Consider the following 24,298-nt stretch of genomic DNA (forward strand, 5'->3'; position numbering starts at 1 on the left):
GAAAGTGTGCGCGGTCAATGAGCCATTTAATAAACAAGGAGTGTGTAATGGCTTTGAAAAACGATTATTCGTTCGGGCGAGCGTTCGTATCTGCGCAAGAGTATTCGGTGATCTCCAGGGCGTTACGGGAGTTCTCTGCCTCGGCGCAGTACCAAGCGCTGAACGACTGTTACCAGCAAGCCAGTCAAACGACCGATCCGGTGTCGTTGTTGACCCTGGCGAGCCTGTTTCAAGAGCAACTTGCAGCGCTGCTCAAACGCAAGAAGACCCCTGTCCCGGTGGCTGTCGATGACATTGCGCGCGGGCTGCAACATTATCTGTCACGGCTTTCGACGACCGTGGAAATGTTGTCGGGGCTGACCGGGCCGGTTCCGAAGGTTATCCATTTCGTTTGGGTTGGCGGCAGCGAAGTCGGGGTCAATCAGCGCGATTACATGAATATCTGGCGCCGGGTGATGGCGGCGGAGGGTTACCGCTTCAACCTTTGGTACGACAGCGATGCGTTGCTGGCTTTCGAGATGAACCGGGTCATTCTCGACAGTGCCAGGGCTGATGCGATGGCGTCCGGTGGCGCTGCACTCAAGCATGCCGGGCAACTGGCGACGATGATTGAAGACCGCGCACGGGTGTTGAAACAGCAGATGTTCGACTACCTCAGCCAGCCGAAGTGGAAGGGGCGAGCCGATCAAGCGCGCATCGATCTGATGGTGCGTGCTTATGGCAAGGACCGCGCGACGCTGCAGGCTTTTCGTCAGCGCTGCCTGGACAGCCATCTGGCGATGGTTGGCGCGGATCTGCAATTACGCGATGTATCTCACGCCTTTGCCGATGACTTGCTGGCGGACGTCTACCGTCGCGAAGTGTCGATGCGTGGCAATTTCGCTGCGGCGAGCGATGTAGTGCGCTTGCAGGCGGAACTTCGTGAAGGCGGGCGTTATACCGACATGGATTATCTGCCGCCACTGCTCGACAAGTTGGGCGGTGTCGATATCAGCGATTACAGCCAGACGCAGAAAATCGGTGTTCTGCAACTTCTATTGAACAATAACCCGCAGTTGATGCCTGGACGCGATCCACAGCATTACCCCGACAGAACCGACAGTCTTCCACAACAACATAAACAACTTCTCGAGGATTTTGCTCGCAGCAAACCCGACGTGCTTGAACTGTTCGTGCCGCCACAAACCGTGGAGGCCGGCGAGAACGGCTTTCGCATGGGGCTGCAAATCGACGAAGAAATGAATGCACATTTCATCGCCCAGCCGGGCAGCGGCATGACGATGTCGATCATGCAAGTGATTCGGCTTAATTACGACGTGCTTACTGAAGTTGAAAGACGCATGGCCAACTCGGGATCCGGGTGGGCCGACAGTGAAACCCTGACCACGGTCGCTGCGGCAGTCATTGAAGAGATGTTGGTCAGGTCGAACTTCACCAACTGGAATGAAGCTTATGCCTACCAATTGCTCAAAGCGGTTGTCACCTATTACCAGGACGGCATTCGTAATGACGCGGGGGGGACGGTAACGCTCACCGGCCCGGGCGCGGCCCTCGCCGGATTACATGAATACATCGAAGCCAATTGCGATCCGTTTTTCACTCGTCAGGTGTTGGCGCAACAGCGTTTGCGCGAGGGCTATAACGTCAATACCGAAGAGGAAACCATTTCCGGCTGGATCGTCAGGGGCACGGAAAAAGACTGGCTGGAGATGGAACACGCCCGGTGGGCCGAGGGCAAGCTCAAATCCCGTTATGCCGGACGCTTGTCCGACCTGCTCAGTGATCGAAGCCTGACCTTTGAGCGCGGCTGGCCCGTTGTCGAAGGCAAACCGGTGCTGTTGACCGCGGTGCTGCAACGTTTGATGGATGATCTCGGCGAGCCGTTCATTCGAGCGATGCGAGACAAGCTGAGCGGGGAGGTTACCTTCGATCAAGCCGTGGTGATTGACTTCGACACCCGCCAACAGGTGCTGGCGCAAGGACCTGTCGCTGTGCCGACTTCCCGTGGTGCGGATTCCATCAGCCATCTCAACGAACTGTTCAGCCGCATCGCCCACGGAACGCTGCCGCTGGAGCAACTGAGCCCGTCGATGCGAGTCGTGCTCGGCGGCATTTTCGGCGCGACGAGCGTGGACGATGGCGGGTTCGCCGATACCTGGCAACAGGTGCGCGACCTGGCCATCGCCACCGACCGCGACGGCACTTTCGCGCGCTACGATGCGATTGAAAAAGCCGTGCGCCAGCGCCGCTCGGCGGCGTTCGAGAACGGGCTGGAACGCGACCTGCCGACGGCCACATCGACGACCCGCGAACTCAAGGTGCAAGCCATGTCCGAGCCGCTGACGCTGCGCCAGTGGGGCGAGCGTATCGGCCAGATCAAGGGCAGCGCCCGGCAGGAGTTTCGCACGCAGATCTTGCAGCGCAGCGGCCAGGTGCGTGACGTCTTTTTCAAGGCTGGCGCGGTGTCGGTCAAGCAGTTGCCGCAGGATCTGTTGCAGCACAACGCAGGCGACCCGGGGCGTCGCTGTTATCCGCTGGTGCTGCTGATGGGCGCCGCCGTTGCAGCTGGCGAGCCGGCGGAGCGGGCGTTGGTCGGGCATGTCGCCAGCGCCAGCGCGAGTCCCGACGAACTTGGCTCGCGGGCGTTGCGCAGTGCGCTGGACGAACTGCGCGCCTTGCCCACCGGCGAGGTCGGCAGCGCTCGCGGCGTGCAGCGCATGGACAGCATCATCGCCGCGCTGGACGCCACTGCGGCACCTGCGGTGCTGCTGCTCGACACCGGCGACCACGCCCTGCTGCTGGCCAAAGTGCGAACCGGTGAGCACGCGGCCTATCGCTTCTACGACCCCAACTTTGCTCTCTATGGGTTTGCCGATGGTGCGCAGTTGCAGCGTGGCGTAGAGCATTATCTGAGCGCAGACGATAACGCGCTGGCGAAGCTTTATGGTCTGGGCGATGCGGCCAATGCGCCATTCAACGTGATCGAACTGGACACCTCGACGATCGCCGAACGCAGGCTGTCATCGGATCTGCGCGTAGTCAGTTTTCTGCACAACGTTGCACTGGCCGATCCGCAGGGAGCGTCGATCTGGCACAAGCAAGCGTTGGCCCGCACCCGATCTCTGGGCGAAAACGCTCGACTGGGCGCCAGTCTCGCGCAACTGGATGCACGCTACTGGGCCAGCGAGTTCGAGCAGGCGACCGAGCGCTTGCGCCTTGAGCACAAGGTGGCGCGTGATTACGTGCCGTTGTTCGATACCCTCGGCAACAAAGCCGACGGCGGCCACAGCATTACCCTGATCGATCCGCGCAATGCGCAAAACCCCCTGACGGTGATCACCCGCGATTCGCGCTTTCAGAAAATCAGGCAATACGTCGAACGACTCGTGCAGGGCGGTGCGGCCAGGCCCGGGCAGACGGCTGACCACGACGGTGGGAGCCGGCTGAGTTTTGCCTTTGCGATCCAGACGCTGATCAGTGAAATGCGCCAGCGCGATTACCGCGCTGGCGATACCGTGCCGGCGTTGACCGTTGCTCTGCAGATCCAGGTGTACGTCAGTTATGCACAGCTGGGCTTTGGTGTCGCCAGCGATGCTGTGCAGATCGTCCAACTGGTGCGTCAGGTAGCAGCGGCCGAGCGGGCGTTGCAGCAGGGCTCATTCGCCGCACGCCTGGCAGGACAGGCCACGACGGGCGTTGGTGTGGCATTTTCCGTGGCCAATATCGGCTTCGACATCTACAACCTGACGCAGGCAGAGAATCATGAGCAGCGAGCGCGGTTCTCCACGTCCCTGGCGTTCAACACGGCGGCGCTGGGTCTGGATCTTGTCGCCCTGGCAGCGGGCGGAACGGTGGGCGCGTTCGCCGCAGCGCTGGCTGTGCCGCTACTGGGCGTGGGTATCGGGGTGACCGCCATTGCCAGCAATCTCGGGCAGATCATGGACAAGGCTGCGGCCATTGGCGAGCACCTCTCGCAGATTCACGACGCTTATCAGCAATCTTACGAACGCGCTGGTGCGGTCTTGCAGTTCCCCGCGCTGGCCGTGATCACCGAGGTGGATCTGCACAGCAGAAGGGTGGCGTTCGAGGGGCAGAAGTTTTACCCCTGGAAAGGCAGTGCGCTGGAGCTGCCGCAGTACGACGATGATCCAGCCAGGCGACATGCCGCGATCAACATCCCCAGAGCCTTTCAACGGCCTGCTGTCGGCAGCGTCTGGGGGACCTTGCCCGAGACGCTGGTGCTGCCCTGTTCACCCGTCTGTTACTACGGCTACGAATATCAGCTCGGCAGCGCCGGGGCCGTGCCTTTTTCCACGACCCGCTATCCGCGGTTGCATGACCGTCTGGCACATCAGCTGGAATATGACGCGCTCGGTAACCGGGTGTTCTACCTGTTCAGTACGCCGTTTGCGCCGCACATACTCTACAAGCTGCATCCGGTCTTCATGGTCACGACGATCAAGGTGCAGTTGAGCGCTGAGGTCAGCCAACTGGTGGTTCCGGACCTGCCACCAGAGTGGCGCGAGAAGATTGCCTACCGGATCACCGCACCGCAGGGGCAATACCGGATTCGATTGGTGCCAGGCCTGCTGGCGGTGAATTTCGAACAAGCGCAGGGCTGGGAACGGGTGACATGGACGGTGCAAGCGTCCTGGGCCCGGGTGGAACAGGTCAGCTTTCGGGAAGAGCCACGGGACAGCATCGACAGCGCACCTGACATGCTGGTCGATGGCGTGGTGTTGAATCGTTTCGACGGTGTCATCGAGCTCGCCGAGGGGCTGTTCCGGATCGACTGGACAGGCCTCAGCCTGCATCTGATCGGTGTTGTTCTCGACTACGAAAACGAAGCTGCGGATCAGCTGCGCAGCGCCGACATGACAGCCAGCGGCATCCCGGCGCCGGTTCTGCGCTATCTGCGCGCTCAGGTCACCAGCGGGCAACTGACCGCAGCGTATTTGCCGTTACGTAACTTCAGAGTGCCGTTCAATTCGCCAGGCCAGCCAGTGGTGACCACCGGCTATTACGACACCGCGCGGGATCGGGTGCTGTTCGCACGTAACCTGCCGCAGGAGGTCAACGAGGGCGTGGTTCTGGCAGGCGTCAGCGCGGGCCATGCGTGGTTTTATCATCCCGATCATCCATCGCTGTGGCGGGTCGATGTGCTGACCGGCACCGTCCAGCATCGCTACCGTCTGAAAAATCCGCGTATGGGATCGACGATCATTGGCTGCCAACAACAAGCCGATGGTGCGCTGCGGATTGCGCAGAGGCTGACGGCAGAAGCGTTGCATGGCACTACCACCATCGAGTATCGGATTACCGCTCAGAAGGTGGAGCTGACGGCTTGCAAGATCACTTTTGCGGCAGAGGATTATCGGTTCGAACCGCGCGAAGCGCTTCGACAAATCGATGCCCCGTTCAGGCGCGAATCGCCAGATACGGCCGCCAGCAGCAGCGGCTGGTCTTATGCTCCGTTCATTGTCGTGGAAGGCTATGCCGGGTTGCGTCGGCGCGACCGGGCCTGGCTGAACAAGGCGACGGGCAAGTGCATTCAGGCCGGGCAGGACCGGTCCTGGCCCGAGGACTTGTTGATGCTGGTGCCGTCCAGCGCGGAAAACAACGCGGTGCTGTTCTATAGCCCGCAGGAGCGGACGATCAGCCGCGGCATCGAACCCCGTGCCGGTCATTGGCAGAATGTGGTGATCGAACACGATGTGGTGGAGGTCACTCAGACCAATCAGCGTTTCATCGCCACCAAGGACGACGGCCGACTGTTCGAAATCGATATCGTCGACGTGCCGGCAGCGGCAGCGATCGACGACGCGATTGTGTTTCAGTACGGGGTACCTTCCCTTGCCCACAGAAGCGATGAGGCGTGGCTCGATCAGGCCGATAAGCCGTCGATCCTGCGGTTCGCCGGTGTCGGGCCGCGTTGGCTGCAGCGACATCCCGATGGGTTGAGCGCATTGCCCGCGCTGGCCACGAAAGCGCCGTTGCTGCCGTTGCCGATCTTCGGTTTACGTGATATGGCAGGTCAGGCGTTCCTTGCGGCATGGTGTGTCGATGGCAGAATCGCTGTGGCCGATATCGGTCAGGGCAAGGAGCTGGCGCTGCTCGGTCTGACCCCGGATAACAGCGCGGTCTGGTTGCTTGAAATCAGCACCGGACAACTTTATCGCCAGCCGCTGATGGCGATCGAAGCACTGCGGGGAGTGTTTGCCGAGGACCATCGCTTGCTGAAATCGGAGGCGCTCGGCAGGCCTGAAAAGGTCTGGACGTCATGGACTTTTGCTGAGGTGCGACGCCAGGGTGAAGGGCTGGTCGCGCAGACCCTCGACGGGGTGCATCTGCAATTGCTGGATAACCAGCCGGCAATGATCGTTGGCGTGGAAAATCGCTGGTCTCATGTGCCGGGTCAGAGTGATGAACAGTTACGTGCGCGCCTGCGAGCGTTGTTGCACGGACATGCCCACGCGTCTGTCATACAAGTGGCAAGTGCAACCGGACGCTACCTGTATTACCTGCCGCAACTTGACCGGCTGTTCGATCTGGCCGGGCGCAGCGACGGGCAGTGGTCGGCATTTCTCGGTACGCGCGGGTCGAAGCAGCCGATGCTGTTCGACCCGGTCGACCAGTTGATTTTCAGCGCCGGCCCGAACGACGGCGTCTGGCTGCCCGGCAGTTATGCCCAGCGCGACGCCGAAGTCCTGGCGCTCGAGGTGGGTGATGACATGACAGAGATCGAGCCATTGCTGCCCGAAGGCGTCGCCAGGCTGCTGCTGGCTTACGGTTCGCAGACCTCGGGTTATCGGCTGTCGCAAGCGTCCTTCCAGCGCCTGGACTGCATCGTGGTCGATGGACGACAGGCTACAGATGCTGAAACGGCAGAACCTTGCCTGCTGGATCTGGATCTGGACGAGTGCGGGCATTGGTGGATGTCACGGGTCGATGACGATGTGGTGCTGACCGATCCGGACTCCGGACACAGTCTGATCGTGCGTAATTTCGACGGACAACGCCCACTGCTACTGATGCTGCCCATCGCCGGGCGGCCACATACCTTGACGCTGGCTCAAGGGCTGCAAGCCTTCGCCACTGCGCGCGGTGTCGAGGCAACGGTCAGCCTGACAGCGGTGATCGCAGCGCTGCGCTGAGGCCGCCATGCACAACAAAACGCCGCGAACGGTGACCGTACGCGGCGTTTGTTGTGGCGGTTGCACTGCGACAATGCTCAAGGCACCAGATAACCCTTCACACCGGTAAAGATGATTTGCGCTGCCAGCGCGCAAACGAACAATCCCATCAAGCGGCTGACAATCTGCAAGCCCTGATCGCCGAGAATCCGCTCGATGCGATTGGACAGGTACAGCACCACACCGACAGTGAAACTGGCGAGCGCAATACTCATGATTGCGGTGAGCTTGTCGTCCCAGTGCGGCTGGCTGACGCCCATCACCAGCAAGGCGCCGATCGTGCCGGGGCCGACCGTCAGCGGAATGGTCAGCGGCACGATGGTCACGTCCTGCTGCACATTGTCGGCCTGCACCGCCGGTTTGCCCTGAGCCATGCCCAGCGCGGAAATGAACAACACGCTGCCGGCACCGATGCGAAAGGCGTCCACGGTGATGCCGAAGACATCGAAAATCACCCGCCCGAACAAATACAGCAGCACACTGGAAATCAGTGTGGCGAGGGCGACCTTCCACGCCAGACGCCGCTGTTCCTTGCGCGAATAGCCACGGGTCAGGCTGATAAAGCAGGACAACACGAAGAACGGGCTGTAGAGCACCAGCATCTTCAGATAAACGCTGAACAACACATGGAGCATGATGCAAGCTCACTGGCGATGGAGTCGGGGGGAGTCTATCAGGCACCGGACAATCTGTCGGTTTACGACGGCTGGGTCGTGGCCCGGTTCTGCTGATCGCGTTCGGCGACCCAATGCTCGATCAGTTCACGCAGTTGCGACAGCTCGACCGGTTTGGACATGTGCCCGTCCATGCCGGCCTGGCGGGCGCGTTCTTTATGTTCGGCGAGAATGTGCGCGGTGAGGGCGACGATCGGTGTGCGGATGCGCTGATTGCTGACTTCCCAGGCGCGCAGTTGCTGCGTCGCGGAGAAACCATCGAGGATCGGCATTTCGCAGTCCATCAGCACCAGGTCGTAACGCTGGGCCTTCATCGCTTGCAGCGCTTCTTCGCCATTGCTCGCGGTGTCCGGTTGCAGATTGAGCTTGCCGAGCATGCCGCGAATCACTTTGGTCGAAATGGTGTTGTCTTCGGCGACGAGGATGCGGAAGTCGCTCGGCACCTTGGCCGCTGTGGCCGCCGTAACGACCTGCGGCTGGAACACCACCTGGCCCTTGTTGCGTTGATTGAGTTCGTCCGCCAGCGTGGTCTTGAGCGTATAACCGGCCACCGGTTTGGCCAGAATCCGTTTGATCCCGGAATTGCGCGCAATGATCTTGCTCGGCGCGTTGCTGATGCCGGTGAGCATGATCAGCAGAATGTCGTGGTTCAAGCTCGGGTCTTCCTTGATCTTCGCGGCCAGTTGCATGCCGGTCATGCCGGGCATGTTCTGGTCGAGCAGAACCACGTCGAAGTAATCGCGCAGGTGCGCCTTGGTGCGCAGCAGCGCCAGCGCTTCCTTGCCCGACGGCACGGCGCTGACATTCAGGCCCCAGGCGCTGCATTGCTGTACCAGCACTTTGCGACAGGTGTCGTTATCGTCGACTACCAGCACCCGTGCGCCTTGCAGCGGACTGTCCAGATCGGAGGTCGGATGTTCGAGGCGATCCGGGTCCAGTGGCAAGGTCAGCCACAAAGTGCTGCCCTGGGTGGCGCCGCTCTTGATGCCGAACTCGCCTTGCATCAGACGAATCAGTTGGCGCGCAATCACCAGGCCAAGATTGCCACCGAGGCGATTGGCCGAGAGGAAGTGCTTGCTGTGCAATTCGGCGTGCAGAAGCGCCTCGCGCTCTTCCGGCTCCATCGGCACGCCGCTGTCCTGCACGGCAATGCGCAGGCGCGGTTTGCTGCTGCGCTCGTCCAGTGCAACGACGATCAGCACTTCGCCTTCTTCGGTTTTCTTCAGGGCGTTTTCCAGCAGGCTCAGCAAGGTCTGGCGCAGGCGCGTCGGATCGCCGCTGATCACCCGTGGCACTTGCGGCTGGATGAAACTGATCAGCTCGACGTTCTGTTGCTCGGCCTTGGCCCGGTAGATGCTCAGGCAATCGTCGATCAGCGCGTTGAGGTCGAACTGCACGTCATCGAGTTCGATCTGCCCGGATTCGAGCTTGGAGATGTCGAGGATCTCGTTGATCAGCGTCAGCAGTTCGTTGCCGGCGCTGTGGATGGTCTGCACATAATCGCGTTGCTTGACCGACAGCGGCGTGCCCAGCAGCAGCTCGGTCATGCCCAGTACACCGTTCATCGGTGTGCGGATTTCGTGGCTGATCTTGGCGAGGAATTCGGCTTTGGCGTTGATTTCGGCGTTGCTTGCCGCGAGGTCGCGGCTGATGCTGAAACGGCTTTCGGTGATGCTGCGCTGTCGCTCGCCCAAGGCAATGCTCATCAGCAGGCCACTGATGCAGATGAACACCATCAGCGTCATGATCAGGCCTTGCGGCGTAACCAGTGTCAGCCCCAGCAGCGCCGGCAGGATAACCAGGGTGCCAATGTTGAACACGACCATGGCGGCGACGAACAGACGCGCCGGGCGATAGCCTTTTTGCCAGTGATAGAAGCCCACCAGCAACATGCTCAGGCCGGCCAGTGCGACCAGTGCGTAGGTGATGATGTTCAGCGGCAAGGTGTTGACGAACAGCAGCAACAGGCTGCACGTGACGATCAACAGAATGTCGCCCCACAGCAGTTTGTTCAGCGCGTGCTGGCCCAGTGGCGCAAAGAAGCGCAGGGCGAACATCAACCCGGCTGGAGCCGTCAGCAGCAATGCCAGATAAGCGCCCGGCGTCTGAATGGCTTGCCAGTTCGGCAGCCACGGACCGGCGAGGTTGAGCAACAGGAACAGACTCAGCCCCAGCAGGCCCTCACAGATCGCCAGCCACAGACTGCTGCGCGAGCGCGAGTAGGCGTAGCGCACCAGGTTGTGCAGCAGGAGCATGGCGAGGCAGCCGAACAGCAGGCCGAAAATCAGCGTCTGCTTCTGATCGGCGGCGCCTTCGATTGCCGCTTGCAGGGTGATGTGCGGGCGCAGCTGATGGCCGGAAACCATGCGTACGTAGACGTCCAGCGGCTTGTCAGCCTGGGGCAGCGGCAGCATGAAATCGCTGCTCGGCAATGGATGTTCGGCCTGGGGCCGTTCGTTGCCGGTATTGCGTTGCTCGATCAGCCGGTCGCCGTCGAGCACGTAGAGATTGAGTTGGGACAGGTCGGGGGCAAAGATGCGCAGCACTTGTTCGTGCTTGCCCGGCGCCAGTTTGAAGCGCAGCCACAGGGCGCCGTCGGGTTCGGCCGCGGTCAGGCGGTCAAGCTCGATGGGGCTGAATTGATTGGTGTAGCGAGCGGAGCGGATGTCGCTCAGTTGCAGGATGCCCTGATCGTCAAGCAATACCGACCAGCCACTGCCTTGCGCGGCCTGGGCCGGGAGCGTGCAGAGCAAGGTCATCAGCGTGACGGTGAAGCTTATGGCAATCCTGAGCCAGCGCACGGCGAAATCCCTTCGTAGGTTGATGCCAGAATATAACGATGCGCGACGACCGAACAGCCCGGCGAGGAATGGCATCCCGCGCCGGGCCTGATGGATCGCTTACTCCTGGGTTTCGCCGCGTTCACGGGCAATGGCGCGGTAGCCGATGTCCTTGCGGTAGAAGCAGCCTTCCCAGTCGATGGCAGCGGCAAGTTTGTAGGCCTGCTGCTGAGCTTCACCGACGGTGGCGCCCATGGCAGTGGCACACAGTACACGACCACCGGCAGTAACGACCTGACCGTCTTTCAGTGCGGTGCCGGCGTGGAAGACTTTGCCTTCCAGACCTGCCGCCGCGTCCAGACCGTTGATCGCTGCGCCTTTGGCGTAGTCGCCCGGGTAGCCGCCAGCAGCCAGAACGATGCCAACGCTCGGACGCGGATCCCACTGTGCTTCGATCTTGTCCAGCGCTTGCGCCAATGCGGCTTCAACCAGCAGCACAAGGCTCGATTGCAGACGCAGCATCACCGGTTGGGTTTCCGGATCGCCGAAGCGGCAGTTGAACTCGATGACTTTCGGGTTACCGGCCTTGTCGATCATCAGACCGGCATAGAGGAAACCAGTGTAGACGTTGCCTTCGTCGGCCATGCCGCGCACGGTCGGCCAGATCACCTGGTCCATCACGCGCTGATGCACCTCGGCGGTGACCACCGGGGCAGGGGAGTAGGCGCCCATGCCACCGGTGTTCGGGCCGCTGTCGCCGTCGCCGACGCGTTTGTGGTCCTGGCTGGTGGCCATCGGCAGCACGTTCTTGCCGTCGACCATGACGATGAACGAGGCTTCTTCGCCGTCAAGGAACTCTTCGATCACCACGCGCGAACCGGCGTCGCCAAACGAGTTGCCGGCGAGCATGTCACGCACGGCGTCTTCGGCTTCGGCCAGGGTCATGGCGACGATTACGCCTTTGCCGGCAGCCAGGCCATCGGCCTTGATCACGATCGGCGCGCCTTTCTCACGCAGATAAGCTAGGGCTGGCTCGATCTCGGTGAAGTTCTGGTAATCGGCGGTCGGGATCTTGTGGCGCGCGAGGAAATCCTTGGTGAAGGCTTTCGAGCCTTCCAGTTGCGCAGCACCGGCGGTCGGACCGAAGCAGTCCAGGCCACGGGAGCGGAACAGATCGACCACGCCAGCCACCAGCGGCACTTCCGGGCCGACGATGGTCAGGGAAACGTTTTTCTCGGCGAAGTCAGCCAATTGCTCCAGCGCCAGCACGTCGATGGCGACGTTCTCGCACTTGGCTTCAATGGCAGTGCCAGCGTTGCCCGGTGCAACGAAAACCTTCTGCACACGCGGATCCTGAGCCACTTTCCAGGCCAGAGCATGTTCACGGCCACCGCTGCCAATGATCAAAACATTCATTTCAAAAACCTCGGATGACGCTAATTCTGTGGGGGCTGATCGTTCCCACGCTCCGCGTGGGAATGCCTCTACGGACGCTCCGCGTCCGAGGGACGCGGAGCGTCCCGGGCTGCGTGCCCACGCGGAGCGTGGGTACGATCAAGCAAAATAATCAGTGACGGAAGTGGCGCATGCCGGTGAATACCATTGCGATGCCAGCTTCATCAGCAGCAGCAATCACCTCGTTGTCACGCATCGAACCGCCCGGCTGGATCACCGCAGTGATGCCGACCTTGGCCGCATTGTCCAGACCGTCGCGGAACGGGAAAAACGCGTCGGACGCCATGACCGAACCGGCCACCTGCAAACCGGCGTGCTCAGCCTTGATCGCAGCGATACGCGCCGAGTTGACGCGGCTCATCTGGCCGGCGCCGACACCGATGGTCTGGCGATTCTTGGCGTAGACAATGGCGTTGGATTTGACGTACTTGGCGACTTTCCAGGCGAAGATCAGGTCGTGGATTTCCTGTTCGGTCGGCGCGCGCTTGGTCACCACTTTCAGGTCATCGGCGCTGATCATGCCGATATCGCGGCTCTGCACCAGCAGGCCACCGTTGACGCGTTTGTAGTCCCAGGCAGCGGCGCGGTCAGCCGACCACTCGCCGCAGGCCAGCAGGCGTACGTTGGCTTTCGCGGCAACGATGGCGCGGGCTTCTTCGCTGACCGATGGGGCGATGATCACTTCAACGAACTGGCGCTCGACGATCGCTTTGGCGGTCTCGGCATCCAGTTCACGGTTGAAGGCGATGATGCCGCCGAACGCCGACTCGGTGTCGGTGGCGTAGGCCAGTTCGTAAGCCTGACGAATGCCGCCCTCAGCGTCCGGGCTGACCGCCACGCCGCACGGGTTGGCGTGCTTGACGATCACGCAGGCTGGCTTGACGAAACTCTTCACGCATTCCAGCGCAGCGTCGGTGTCGGCGACGTTGTTGTACGACAGTTCCTTGCCTTGCAGCTGGGTCGCGGTGGCGATGCCGACTTCGGCAGGCTTGGCTTCCACGTAGAACGCCGCGCTCTGGTGCGGGTTCTCGCCGTAGCGCATTTCCTGAGCCTTGATGAACTGGCTGTTGAAGGTGCGCGGGAATTCGCTGCGACCTTCAGTGCTCAAGGTTTCAGCGGCCTGGTTCACGGTGCCCATGTAGTTGGCGATCATGCCGTCGTAGGCGGCGGTGTGTTCGAAGGCCTTGAGCATCAGGTCGAAACGCTGAGCGTAGGTCAGGCCGCCGGCCTTGAGGTTTTCCAGAACGCTGGCGTAATCGCTGGCATTTACCACGATGGCTACGTCTTTGTGGTTTTTCGCTGCGGAACGGACCATGGTCGGCCCGCCGATGTCGATGTTCTCGATGGCGGTCGGCAGGTCGCAGCCTGGCTTGTTGATGGTCGCTTCGAACGGGTACAGGTTGACCGCTACCAGATCGATCGGCTTGATGCCGTGCTCGTTCATGATCGCATCGTCAGTACCGCGACGACCGAGGATGCCGCCGTGGATTTTCGGGTGCAGGGTTTTCACCCGACCGTCCATCATCTCGGCGAAACCGGTGTAATCCGCGACTTCCACTGCGGCAACGCCGTTGTCACGCAGCAGCTTGAACGTTCCGCCGGTGGAGAGGATCTCGACGCCCAGAGCTTCGAGCTCCTTGGCGAATTCGAGGATCCCGGTCTTGTCGGAAACGCTGATCAAGGCGCGGCGGATCGGCAGGCGGGTAGTCTGGTCGGTCATCTCAATTTCCATCAAAAGCAAAGGAAGTCAGCAAAAAAGGCGACCGTTTTTTACGCGGGCGCCTTTCTGGTTTGATTGAATGCTTACAGCAGATCGTACTGCTTGAGTTTCTTGCGCAGCGTGCCGCGGTTCAGTCCCAGCAGCTCACTGGCCTTGGTCTGGTTGCCCTTGACGTAGTTCATCACGCTTTCGAGCAGGGGCGCCTCGACTTCGGACAGCACCAGGTTGTACACATCCGTGACGGACGCGCCCTCAAGGTGGGCGAAATAATTGTGCAGCGCCTTCTCGACACTCCCGCGAAGGGTCTGGCCTTCTTCGCTCGGCGTGTTGAGGTGCTGTTTCAAATTCACGTTGTCGCTCACGGGTGTTGTTCCACTCACTAAAGTCTCGGTCATCATCGTCATGCGGCCACCCCTTCTTCGTCCCCTGTCAGGCTCTTGTAACGCTCGGCGAAGAACTCCCGAACGTCGGCGCATTGTGTTTCCGTACCATCCAAACGATTGAAACGGGCGCGAAACTCCCTGGCGCCCGGCAAGGTTGCGAGATACCAGCCCACATGCTTGCGGGCAATGCGCACGCCCATCACGTCGCCATAGAAGGCGTGAAGGGCAGCCAGATGCTCCAGCAGGATGCGTTCCACTTCGCTCAGTTCCGGCGCGGGCAATTTCTCGCCGGTGCGCAGGAAGTGATCGATCTCGCGAAAAATCCATGGCCGCCCTTGAGCGGCACGGCCTATCAGCAGGCCATCGGCACCGGTCGCATCAAGCACGTATCGGGCCTTTTCCGGCGAATCGATATCGCCATTGGCAAACACCGGGATCGACACCGCCTGCTTGATCGCGGCAATCGTGTCGTACTCGGCTTCCCCTGTGTACAGATCGGCGCGCGTACGGCCATGTACGGCCAGCGCTGTGATCCCGGCCTGTTCGGCGATCTTCGCCACGTTCAGACCGTTCTTGTTTTCGCGATCCCAGCCGGTGCGGATCTTCAGGGTGACCGGCACATCAACCGCGGCCACTACGGCCTGCAGGATCTCGGTCACCAGTGCTTCGTCTTTCAGCAACGCGGAGCCGGCGGCCTTGTTGCAGACCTTCTTTGCCGGGCAACCCATGTTGATATCGATAATCTGTGCGCCCAGCTCGACGTTGGCCCGTGCCGCATCGGCCAGCATCTGCGCGTCGCCACCGGCGATCTGCACCGAGCGCGGCTCGGGATCGCCTTCGTGGATCATGCGCATGCGTGACTTGCGGGTATTCCACAGGCTCATGTCGCTGGTGACCATTTCCGAGACTACAAGCCCTGCGCCCAGACGCTTGCACAGCTGACGAAAGGGCTGGTCGGTGACGCCCGCCATCGGGGCGAGAATCAAACCGTTCTGCAGTGTATATGGGCCGATGCGTACCGCCGACATAGGACTTCCCTGAAGTGGGGCCGGATCATGAGAGTTCGAAAAAGGGTGGGCATGATACCCGCTCTCGATGACTGGTTAAAGGCTGAATTGAACAAAATCTGAACAGTTATTCTGTTATCGTCAACGGTTTGGTCGGCTGCGATCAGTCAGAAAAATGCCGTCAATCGGGAAACGCTGAAGCGGTTCATTCCGGTGAGTGGAAGTTCAGGCTGTAATTCACCGCTTTCGGCCCCGGATCGAGAATATCCAGGGCGATGTGGATCGGCGTCTGCGGCGGCATTTCCGCGAGGCCCTCGAGATCGCCGCTCAGGTACTCGCCGGGTTTGAAGCGACGACTGGCGATCAGATGACCGTTGAGGTCGGCAAAACGCAGTTCGAGCAAGGGGAACGGTTGGGAAAACGTCGCCCGGTTGTAAATGATCGCATCGACCACCAGTGCCCCGCTGAACTCGGGATGGCTGCGCACCACCAGGTTGCTGCTCTTGATTTTGCCGATATCGACCTTGGACGGCACGGTGCAGCCAATCTGCGGGCAGATCTGCTGGAACCACGGTCGGTATTGATCCTGCCGCGCCAGTTCCTCGAAGTGATAGGCAACGTACTGAGCGGCAAGGCCGGCGGCGGCCAGCAGCACCAGCACCAGCCAGAGCAGGCGCCGGCCCCAGGGCGAACGGCGTTGCTGCCAGTCCAGTTGCAGCGGGTCGTCGGTCAGATCCTGCAGGACCTCGGCGCGCACGCCGGGCTCGGCCCGTTCGCGTTTTTTGCGCGGCGAAGTGATCAATGGCAGATCGTCGTCATCGCTGTCGTCGCTGGCCGAGAAGCGTTCGCGGCGGGCGGCCGGGTCAATCGGATCGTGCAGGCGCAGTTGCGGGATCGGCGGCTCGTCATCCAGATCCACCGGTTCCAGTGATAACGAGGGTTCGGTGCGCTCGGGTTCGAGGGTTTCGATGCCGTCGATATCCGGCTCGAGATCCGGCGCTGCGCTGCGCTCATCGGCAGGCTCGCTGAACAGGCTGTCGGGCCATGTGCCTTCGTCCGGTTCCGGGCTGTCGCGCCGGGCGCTCAAGGATTCTTCGCGGGTACGGCCGAATTCGGCGGCCGGCTGGATTTCGCGCTGTTCGAGACGGGCGAGTTCTTCGTCCAGATCGAGGCTGTCCAGATCCAGTTCCGACGCGCTCCATTGCTTCTGGCTGATGGCGCGCGGCGCGGGGATCTGTTCGACGACCGCAGAATCGCTGACAGGCGCGGGCGTTTCAGGCAGCGCTGGTGCGAGCGGCGTCACCGTGTCCTTGCCAGAATGTTGCTCGAGCAGCTGCTTGGCGGCATTGAACACTTGCAGGCAGGAGCCGCAACGAACCACGCCGCGCGCCACGCTCAACTGAGCATGGTTGACGCGGAAACTGGTCTGGCAATGCGGGCATTGGGTGACGAAACTGTCGGTCATGCGGCGATCCGGTTCAGGCAAGCGGTCATTTTAGCGCCGACGCCCGGTGATGCGCACCCAGCCGTCGCGATTGGCGATCGGGTCGAGCTCGAAGTCCTGCGCATAAGCTGCCGCTACTTCTTCGCCCTGCTCGGCGAGAATGCCCGACAGCGCCAGGCGCCCACCGCTCTTGACCAGGCTGGACAGCTGCGGTGCCAGCGACACCAGCGGGCCGGCGAGAATATTGGCCACCAGCACGTCGGCCGGAACCGGCGGCAGATCCTCGGGCAGGTACAGCGGGAACAGCTCATCGGCAATGTTGTTGCGCCCGGCGTTGTCGCGCGAGGCTTCCAGCGCCTGCACGTCGATGTCGGTGCCCACAGCTTCCTTGGCGCCGAGCAGCAGGGCGGCAATCGCCAGAATCCCCGAGCCACAGCCGAAGTCGAGCACGTGGCAGTCTTTCAGATCCTGGCCGTCGAGCCATTCCAGGCACAGTGCGGTGGTCGGGTGGGTGCCGGTGCCAAACGCCAGGCCCGGGTCCAGCAGCAGATTGACCGCGTCAGGCTCGGGTGCGGCGTGCCAGCTCGGCACGATCCACAGGCGCTGGCCGAAACGCATCGGCTCGAAACCGTCCATCCAGCTGCGTTCCCAGTCCTGATCTTCGATGACTTCGCTGTGGTGCTCGGGCAACGGGCTGCCGGTCAGCAATTCCAGATGGGCCAGCACCGGTTCCGGTTCGGTACCGCCTTCGAACAGCGCCAGCAAGTGGGTGTGCGACCACAGCGGCGTGGTGTTGAGTTCCGGTTCGAAGATCGGCTGGTCTTCGGCGTCCATGAAAGTCACCGACACGGCGCCGACTTCGAGGAATGCGTCCTCGTAGGTTTCGGCTTGTTCCGGGGTGATGGCGAGACGGACTTGCAGCCAAGGCATGGCGGGCACCTTTGAAAATCTGTGGGGCAGCCCGAAGCTGCAAAAGCGCGCAGTTTACGCCAGGTCGCCGGCAAAGTGGACACACCGCTTGGCTGTTACACATTCGCGGCCGCGATATACATATGTATGGCCTGAGCACTTTTGTCGGCAAATAGAGTGAGCGCTCATCTCTACGCAACAAAAGGCTGGACGACATGGCGGATCAACAAGGGACTGTAGAAGAAAAACCACCGATAGCCGCTGCGTCTACGGGGTCGGTGCAGGAAATCCTCCTGCGCATCACGCGCTGGCAGGTGATGATCGACAAGCGCTTGAACAGCCAGATGACGTTGCTCGAGGCGCTGGAGCATTTCGCATTGACTGAACTGCGCAGGCATTACCCGGACGGTCATTTCGCCCCGGGCTTTGTGGTTGCCCTGCTTGACGCCATTCTGCAAAAGCTTATCGACGGCCGGCCAGTCATGTTCCTGGCGCTCCAGGACGCTCCATTTCGCTGGCCTGGGGGCGCCGATCCCGGTTTGCCGTCCAGCCGTCATGAGCATGTGATCCGGACGGTGGATAGCGTTTCGTTGCACTTCCTCGACCAGTACAAGAAATACCTGCGAGAACATTGGGCGACAAAAGGGCGCGAGACGTTGTTCGATCGCCTGATCAAACGCAAGCTGCGGCGCTATATCAAGGACATCGAGTTGCTGTTGCGCCGTGACCACCTGGCTGGTCTGACACTGGATCAATTGCGCAGCAAAATCGACCGGGTTCAGGCCCGCGGCACGCGTCGGTATCGATTGACTGCCCTGGCAACCGGTGCAGAGAAAAAGATTCTCGAGGCGCATTCCTTCGCGCAACTGCCGTCATGGATGAAGGCGCTGAAGGAGCCGGATCGCGCCTTGTTGCGTGACTATCAGGAGCAGACCTCACTGGCCCAGGCAGCACTCGATGACCTGCTGCTGGGCTACGGCTCGTTGCGCGACTTTGCCCGCCAGCAGGCCATCGAATACATTCAGCTCAAGCTCGACATGACGGTTGAACCGGACCGGATCGACGTGATGCTCAGATGGCGCTCGGCAGTCGGTGAGCCGACCCACAATCGCAGCCTCAGTGATCTGCTGGCATGCGGGCCGATCGGGCAGGACTTCGCAGCGGTCCTGGAGATCAGCAGTCCTGCGCCCTTGCGCAACCAGTCACTGAAGCCGACATTCGTTGCCGAGATGCTGGCGGAACAGGATTATCCGGCGGACTACCTGCGAGCCCTCGCCGAGCAGTACCAGCGCACGGAAGTGCAAAAGGCCCTTGTCGACTGGTTTGCCGTACGGCTCAGGCAGAGCGCATTCGTCGCGCGCTGCGCAGCTCATCTGTCGGACTTCGACCATGAGCGTCTGGAGCAGATGTGGTCTGGGCAAACCACAAAGAAACCGTTGCAAGTGGCCGCATTGACACTGCCCAACGGCATGCATTGCGCCGATCTTCTGGTGTTCTACCAGGCAGAGACTGAGCAAACGGTGAATAACCTTGTGCTGTACGCGCCCAACAAGCCGGACGGTCAGGAGTGGGTCCGGTTGCCTTCGATCGCGGCGTTGACCGGCGAAGTATGGAGCTGGACGCAGAGCGAATCCGGTCGCGAGTATCTGTTGCAGCAGCTTTCGCCGGCTGCACATCACCCTGCACGGGATTATCTGTTGGCCGCTGCGGCCAGCCCCGCTCTCTGGGGCATGCAGAGTGACCTTCGCCGAGCGCCCCTGCCGTTCACCGAATGCGTCGAAGCCGCTGCAAAAATGGGCCTGGCAAACAACCTGCAGCGGGTCGAGCAGGACAACTCGCTGCGCTGGTACACGACGCTCGGGCTCGAGGCTCGCCGGCGCATCAGCAGCCTCAATCAGGAACTGATCGTTCATCAGCAGGTGTTCAACGAGCTGCTGGGCGGTTTCGAGGTGTTTGTCGATTTCGCCAGGCGCACGGTAGCCGCAGCGATCACGCCCTATATGCGCAGCAAGAACGTGCTGGAACCGGTCGATCCGGCCACCGTGTTGATCGATTACAACCCTGGCGTCGCCGACCGCAGGAAGCAGCAGGTGGCCACGCTGCTCGACCTGGCCATTCATGGCTACGATGACAACTCCGGCATCGAACATCCGAAAAAAGGCGTGCGATCGTCGGTCGGCCAGGATCTGAGCCAGGTGCGCAGCGCCGATCTGGCGCTGTATCTGCGCCGGGCGTGGCTGGGTGAAAAATATGCCAGCGAGATCCGTGGCAAATATCTCGACCCGCGTGATGCTGCCTACGAACCGCGTCGCTTTGCCTACCGCAACGTGCTGCTGTCAAAGATGGACCGGGATTTACGCGTGGCCAGAAGTCAGGCGCGATTGAGCGACGCGGTGTATTCAGCGTTGGTCCGTCAGGTCTCTCTGTTGAGCCAGGTGCCAGCGCCGGATACGCATTTTCCGGGCGCCAGCATGGTTGAAAGTGACGGCGTGTTCAGGTTCACCGTGCGCCATCACGTCGTGCTCGGGGTTTATGTCCTGACCTCGTACGATCCCGAGCCGTCCTGGTGGCTGTACACGCCTGATGCGCCCGACGGCATTGTGGTGCGTGCGTATCAGTCACTGTTCGGCGACATCGCCGGCGCTTTGCATGACTACTTGATGGCGCGTACGCCGGTTGCCGCGCGCAGCATCGTGTCGCGCACCCTGTATGCGATTGCGGCAAAAAAACAACGCGTCGATACGCTGTACGAAGCGCAGCGCCTGATTGACGCGCGCAGCGAGTTCAACGCGTACATCGAGCGCGCGGTCACGGATGTGCAGGACATCACCACCAGCCGCGCGCAAATTATCGAACGCCAAGTGGTCAAGGGGCTGATGTTTGCAGCTGCACCGTTTTGCATGGTGTTCCCTCCGTTTGCCTTGCTGCTCGATGTCGTGTTCATCGCCGTCAGCGCCGGTCAGGCGGTCGCTGCGCATCTGGAGGGTGACGTCGATGGCGCGCTCGGCCACTGGCTGGAGGCGTCGTGGGGCGCGTTGTTCGCTATGGTCGGCGCCGGCAGTGCGATCAAGTACCTGGGCGGTGCGGCCAGAAGTCTGAAGCACACCATGCGGCCGGTCTCGTTATTGTCAGAGCGTCTGAACGCCGTGGCTCCGCTGCGCAGGGAAGCACTGCCAGCGATCCGGGAAGTACGCTTCCATGCCAGGCAGGCCGTCAGCAAGGCGCCCGAGCGTTTGCAAAAGGTGACCGAAGAAGGCGTCTTTTTCGGCACATGGCGCAGTCCGCCCAGCGCTGCGCAGCCGCAACCGGCCTATTACATTCGCAACAAGGGCAAGTATTTCCTGGTCAGGGAAAATCCGCATTTTGGTGGGCTGAGCCTGGTCGATGCCCGTCGCCCGACCGCCATCTATCAGCAACCGATTCGGCTTGCTCCGGGGGGCAAGTGGACACACGCCAGGGTCGGGCTCACGGGTGGCAACGTGCGCAACCTTGGGCGCGTGAGCGATTTGAATGATGCTTTTCCTGGAGGTGTCAAGCCCGTGCTGAACCGCGGCGCGCTGCAGGGCGAAGCGGTGGTGGCGCATTTTCGTCCCGGATCGCCAGATAACTATCTGTTTTCGTTGAATGCGCAGAGTTGCGTCATCGCCTCGCTGTATAACCCGACGACAAGGGTGGGGGCGGTCATTCATTTTGATCACAATATTCGCCCGTTGATCGAGCGAAGTGTCACGCAGGTGCTGGAGCGTCTGGGGGGAACACCGCAGAACATTCGCGCTACGCTGGTGGGCGGCGACTGGCTGTCGGCGGGTGCTGACATCGGCGGTCCGGTCAGGCGCGTGTTGCGCGAACAGGGCCTGCAGCCGACCTGGGATTACTGGTCGTACTCGTCGTGCCTGGGCAACAGCTATGGCGTGGTGCTGAATCTGAACAATGGAGTCTCGAGAGTGTTCAAGCATTCCTCTGGTCAGATTGGCAGGCTGTACGACCCGCTTATCGCCAGATCGAGCTATGCCAAGGATGGGCTCTCGGTACGTGCCCGACACTTTACGAGACGGTTCACCCGCAGGCCGTTACATGAAAACGCCGCAGGAGCGGTGGTCGATGATGCTGGCCTGCGGGCATCTGCCACAATGATCGAGCAGCAGGCGTTCTCCACGGTAATGCTCTGATGGGTTTGTTGCAGGCATAAAAAAACCCGATCCGCAGGGATCGGGTTTTTCATGCCGCTTCAGCCTTACGACTGTTTGGCCAGCTTGTGCTCGAGGTAGTGAATGTTCACACCGCCCTTGCAGAAGCCTTCGTCACGAACCAGGTCACGGTGCAGCGGGATGTTGGTCTTGATCCCGTCGACCACGATTTCGTCCAGGGCATTGCGCATGCGTGCCATGGCTTCGTCGCGGGTTGCGCCGTAAGTGATCAGCTTGCCGATCAGCGAGTCGTAGTTCGGTGGCACGGCATAACCGCTGTACAGGTGCGAATCGACGCGAACGCCGTTGCCGCCTGGGGCGTGGAAATGCTTGACCGTGCCCGGGCTCGGCATGAAGGTCTTCGGATCTTCAGCGTTGATCCGGCACTCCAGCGAGTGACCGCGGATGACCACGTCATCCTGAGTGAACGACAGCTTGTTGCCAGCGGCGATGCTGAGCATCTCCTTGACGATGTCGATACCGGTGACCATCTCCGAAACCGGGTGCTCCACCTGAACACGGGTGTTCATTTCGATGAAGTAGAAACGGCCGTTCTCGTAGAGGAACTCGAAAGTACCGGCGCCACGGTAGCCGATGTCGATGCATGCCTTGACGCAGCGAGCCAATACTTCCTGGCGCGCCTTCTCGTCGATGCCCGGTGCTGGCGCTTCTTCGAGAACCTTCTGGTGCCGACGCTGCAGCGAGCAGTCGCGGTCGCCCAGGTGAATGGCGTGGCCCTGGCCGTCGGACAGTACCTGCACTTCGACGTGGCGCGGGTTGGTGAGGAATTTTTCCAGATAGACCATCGGGTTGCCGAACGCCGCGCCTGCTTCGGAGCGGGTCAGTTTCGCCGAGGCGATCAGGTCTTCTTCCTTGTGCACCACGCGCATGCCGCGACCACCACCGCCACCGGCGGCCTTGATGATCACCGGGTAGCCGACTTCACGACCGATGCGCAGCGCCGTTTCTTCGTCTTCCGGCAGCGGGCCGTCAGAACCTGGAACGGTCGGTACGCCTGCTTCGATCATCGCGTGCTTGGCCGATACCTTGTCGCCCATCAGGCGAATGGTGTCGGCTTTCGGGCCGATGAAGGCGAAGCCGGAGTTCTCGACCTGCTCGGCAAAATCGGCGTTTTCCGCGAGGAAACCGTAGCCTGGGTGAATGGCGGTAGCGCCGGTCACTTCAGCGGCAGCGATGATGGCCGGAATGTGCAGGTAAGACTGAGCGGCGGACGCCGGGCCGATGCAGACGGATTCGTCTGCCAGACCCAGGTGCATCAGCTCTTTGTCGGCCTTGGAGTAAACGGCGACGGTCTTGATGCCCATCTCTTTGCAGGCACGCAGAATCCGCAGGGCGATCTCACCGCGGTTAGCGATCAGAACTTTTTCCAACTTCGCAGTCATCAAAGGCTCTCCGCGGTTCAAACGATGGTGAACAGCGGTTGGTCGTACTCAACCGGCTGGCCGTCTTCGACGAGGATGGATTCGATCACACCGCTGGTTTCAGCTTCGATGTGGTTCATCATCTTCATGGCTTCGACGATGCACAGGGTGTCGCCTTTCTTCACGGTCTGGCCGACTTCAACGAAGGCTGGCGAGGTTGGCGAAGATTTGCGGTAGAAGGTGCCGACCATCGGCGAACGGGCAACGGTGCCGTTCAGCGCGGGTGCAGCAGCGGCAGCCGGAGCAGCGGCAGCGACTGGCGCGGCAGCAGGGGCAGCGGCCGGAGCCTGCATCGGGGCTGGCGCGTAGTACTGCTGTGCCGGGGTCTTGCTGTGACGGCTGATGCGTACGGACTCTTCGCCTTCCTTGATCTCGAGCTCGTCGATGCCGGACTCTTCCAGCAATTCGATCAGTTTCTTAACTTTACGGATATCCATGAATCATCAACTCCCAAGGGTCGGTCAGGGGCGTATAGCTTGGTGTTCAAGCTGCTCTAGTGCGGCCTCCAGGGCCAGTCGGTAACCGCTGGCGCCAAGGCCGCAGATCACTCCTACCGCTACATCGGAGAAGTAGGAGTGATGGCGGAAAGGTTCGCGCTTGTGCACGTTGGACAAATGCACTTCGATGAATGGGATGCTCACTCCCAGCAGCGCGTCACGTAATGCGACACTTGTGTGCGTAAAAGCCGCCGGATTGATCAGAATGAAGTCCACGCCTTCACCGCGCGCAGCGTGGATGCGATCGATCAATTCGTACTCGGCGTTGCTTTGCAGATGCAGCAGATGATGGCCGGCTTCACGGGCGCGCCGCTCCAGATCCTGATTGATCTGCGCCAGGGTCGTCGACCCGTAGGTCCCCGGTTCCCGGGTGCCGAGCAGGTTCAGGTTGGGGCCGTGCAGCACCAATAGCGTTGCCATCTGCGTTGTCCTTGTTATCAATGAGCAGTCGTCAGAACCCGGCGACTATGCCGCAAAGCCTTTGTGACTGTCCAGTTCCATGCAATAGGCGGCACGATGGGCGATGTTTGCGCGAAATTTGTGACCGAGGATCAGGATCCGGTCACTTGTAATGACAGGGCCGCCGCCTTCGCGAGCAGGCTCGCTC

At 61.2% G+C, this 24,298-nt stretch carries 13 protein-coding genes; 2 read left to right on the forward strand and 11 right to left on the reverse strand.

The features are described from left to right. The first annotated feature begins 47 nt into the window (after positions 1–47). A complete protein-coding gene (locus OK411_RS04125) occupies positions 48–7,154 on the forward strand; it encodes a TcdA/TcdB pore-forming domain-containing protein (RefSeq protein ID WP_264364466.1) in 7,107 nt (2,368 codons plus the stop codon). A 77-nt stretch (positions 7,155–7,231) separates the two neighbouring features. Here OK411_RS04125 and OK411_RS04130 read toward each other — a convergent pair whose 3' ends face one another. From OK411_RS04130 to prmA, 8 genes are all read right to left on the reverse strand, one after another. Beyond that, complete coding sequence (locus tag OK411_RS04130) at positions 7,232–7,828, reverse strand: MarC family protein (protein WP_016771870.1); 597 nt, start codon at positions 7,826–7,828, stop codon at positions 7,232–7,234. 62 nt (positions 7,829–7,890) lie between these two features. Beyond that, the gene (locus OK411_RS04135; RefSeq protein ID WP_122610421.1) at positions 7,891–10,668 is read right to left on the reverse strand and encodes a hybrid sensor histidine kinase/response regulator; all 2,778 of its coding nucleotides are present in this window, start codon (positions 10,666–10,668) and stop codon (positions 7,891–7,893) included. A gap of 99 nt (positions 10,669–10,767) precedes the next feature. Next, complete coding sequence (purD, locus tag OK411_RS04140) at positions 10,768–12,063, reverse strand: phosphoribosylamine--glycine ligase (RefSeq protein ID WP_071174280.1); 1,296 nt, start codon at positions 12,061–12,063, stop codon at positions 10,768–10,770. Between the two features lie 151 nt (positions 12,064–12,214). Next, on the reverse strand, positions 12,215–13,822 hold the full coding sequence (gene purH, locus OK411_RS04145; protein ID WP_016771867.1) for a bifunctional phosphoribosylaminoimidazolecarboxamide formyltransferase/IMP cyclohydrolase: 1,608 nt from the start codon (positions 13,820–13,822) through the stop codon (positions 12,215–12,217). Between the two features lie 83 nt (positions 13,823–13,905). Then, the gene (fis, locus tag OK411_RS04150) at positions 13,906–14,226 is read right to left on the reverse strand and encodes a DNA-binding transcriptional regulator Fis (RefSeq protein ID WP_002555375.1); all 321 of its coding nucleotides are present in this window, start codon (positions 14,224–14,226) and stop codon (positions 13,906–13,908) included. Beyond that, positions 14,223–15,233, reverse strand: coding sequence for a tRNA dihydrouridine synthase DusB (gene dusB / locus OK411_RS04155; RefSeq protein WP_016771866.1), 1,011 nt, complete (start codon positions 15,231–15,233; stop codon positions 14,223–14,225). The genes fis and dusB overlap by 4 nt, the downstream gene beginning before the upstream one ends. A 184-nt stretch (positions 15,234–15,417) precedes the next feature. Beyond that, complete coding sequence (locus OK411_RS04160; protein ID WP_264364467.1) at positions 15,418–16,677, reverse strand: DUF3426 domain-containing protein; 1,260 nt, start codon at positions 16,675–16,677, stop codon at positions 15,418–15,420. A 30-nt stretch (positions 16,678–16,707) separates the two neighbouring features. Beyond that, the gene (prmA, locus tag OK411_RS04165) at positions 16,708–17,586 is read right to left on the reverse strand and encodes a 50S ribosomal protein L11 methyltransferase (protein WP_122751734.1); all 879 of its coding nucleotides are present in this window, start codon (positions 17,584–17,586) and stop codon (positions 16,708–16,710) included. Positions 17,587–17,780: 194 nt separating this feature from the next. On the opposite strand from prmA, the gene OK411_RS04170 reads away from it, so the two are divergent. Next, positions 17,781–21,734, forward strand: a complete 3,954-nt coding sequence (locus OK411_RS04170) for a type III effector 1 (protein ID WP_264364468.1) — start codon at positions 17,781–17,783, stop codon at positions 21,732–21,734. 65 nt (positions 21,735–21,799) lie between these two features. Here the strand turns inward: OK411_RS04170 and accC are convergent, their stop codons facing one another. From accC to aroQ, 3 genes are read right to left on the reverse strand one after another with little or no spacing between them, the layout of a single operon-like run. After that, complete coding sequence (accC, locus tag OK411_RS04175) at positions 21,800–23,155, reverse strand: acetyl-CoA carboxylase biotin carboxylase subunit (protein ID WP_024011424.1); 1,356 nt, start codon at positions 23,153–23,155, stop codon at positions 21,800–21,802. Positions 23,156–23,172: 17 nt separating this feature from the next. Beyond that, positions 23,173–23,631 carry an acetyl-CoA carboxylase biotin carboxyl carrier protein gene (accB, locus tag OK411_RS04180; RefSeq protein ID WP_016771862.1) on the reverse strand — a complete coding sequence of 153 codons (459 nt, stop codon included), beginning with the start codon at positions 23,629–23,631 and terminating at the stop codon, positions 23,173–23,175. Positions 23,632–23,655: 24 nt separating this feature from the next. Then, complete coding sequence (aroQ, locus tag OK411_RS04185) at positions 23,656–24,111, reverse strand: type II 3-dehydroquinate dehydratase (RefSeq protein ID WP_016771861.1); 456 nt, start codon at positions 24,109–24,111, stop codon at positions 23,656–23,658. Positions 24,112–24,298: the final 187 nt, after the last annotated feature.

Origin of the sequence: Pseudomonas sp. RG1, from assembly GCF_025910115.1 — a bacterium.
Lineage (GTDB): Bacteria > Pseudomonadota > Gammaproteobacteria > Pseudomonadales > Pseudomonadaceae > Aquipseudomonas > Aquipseudomonas atacamensis.

Bases quoted from the DNA above. Each gene is read 5' to 3' on its own strand.
- accB (WP_016771862.1), bottom strand. From the start codon at position 23,631: ATGGATATCCGTAAAGTTAAGAAACTGATCGAATTGCTGGAAGAGTCC.
- OK411_RS04170 (WP_264364468.1), top strand. From the start codon at position 17,781: ATGGCGGATCAACAAGGGACTGTAGAAGAAAAACCACCGATAGCCGCT.
- fis (WP_002555375.1), bottom strand. From the start codon at position 14,226: ATGACGATGATGACCGAGACTTTAGTGAGTGGAACAACACCCGTGAGC.
- purD (WP_071174280.1), bottom strand. From the start codon at position 12,063: ATGAATGTTTTGATCATTGGCAGCGGTGGCCGTGAACATGCTCTGGCC.
- purH (WP_016771867.1), bottom strand. From the start codon at position 13,822: ATGACCGACCAGACTACCCGCCTGCCGATCCGCCGCGCCTTGATCAGC.
- OK411_RS04130 (WP_016771870.1), bottom strand. From the start codon at position 7,828: ATGCTCCATGTGTTGTTCAGCGTTTATCTGAAGATGCTGGTGCTCTAC.
- OK411_RS04125 (WP_264364466.1), top strand. From the start codon at position 48: ATGGCTTTGAAAAACGATTATTCGTTCGGGCGAGCGTTCGTATCTGCG.
- dusB (WP_016771866.1), bottom strand. From the start codon at position 15,233: ATGTCGGCGGTACGCATCGGCCCATATACACTGCAGAACGGTTTGATT.
- prmA (WP_122751734.1), bottom strand. From the start codon at position 17,586: ATGCCTTGGCTGCAAGTCCGTCTCGCCATCACCCCGGAACAAGCCGAA.
- aroQ (WP_016771861.1), bottom strand. From the start codon at position 24,111: ATGGCAACGCTATTGGTGCTGCACGGCCCCAACCTGAACCTGCTCGGC.
- OK411_RS04160 (WP_264364467.1), bottom strand. From the start codon at position 16,677: ATGACCGACAGTTTCGTCACCCAATGCCCGCATTGCCAGACCAGTTTC.
- accC (WP_024011424.1), bottom strand. From the start codon at position 23,155: ATGACTGCGAAGTTGGAAAAAGTTCTGATCGCTAACCGCGGTGAGATC.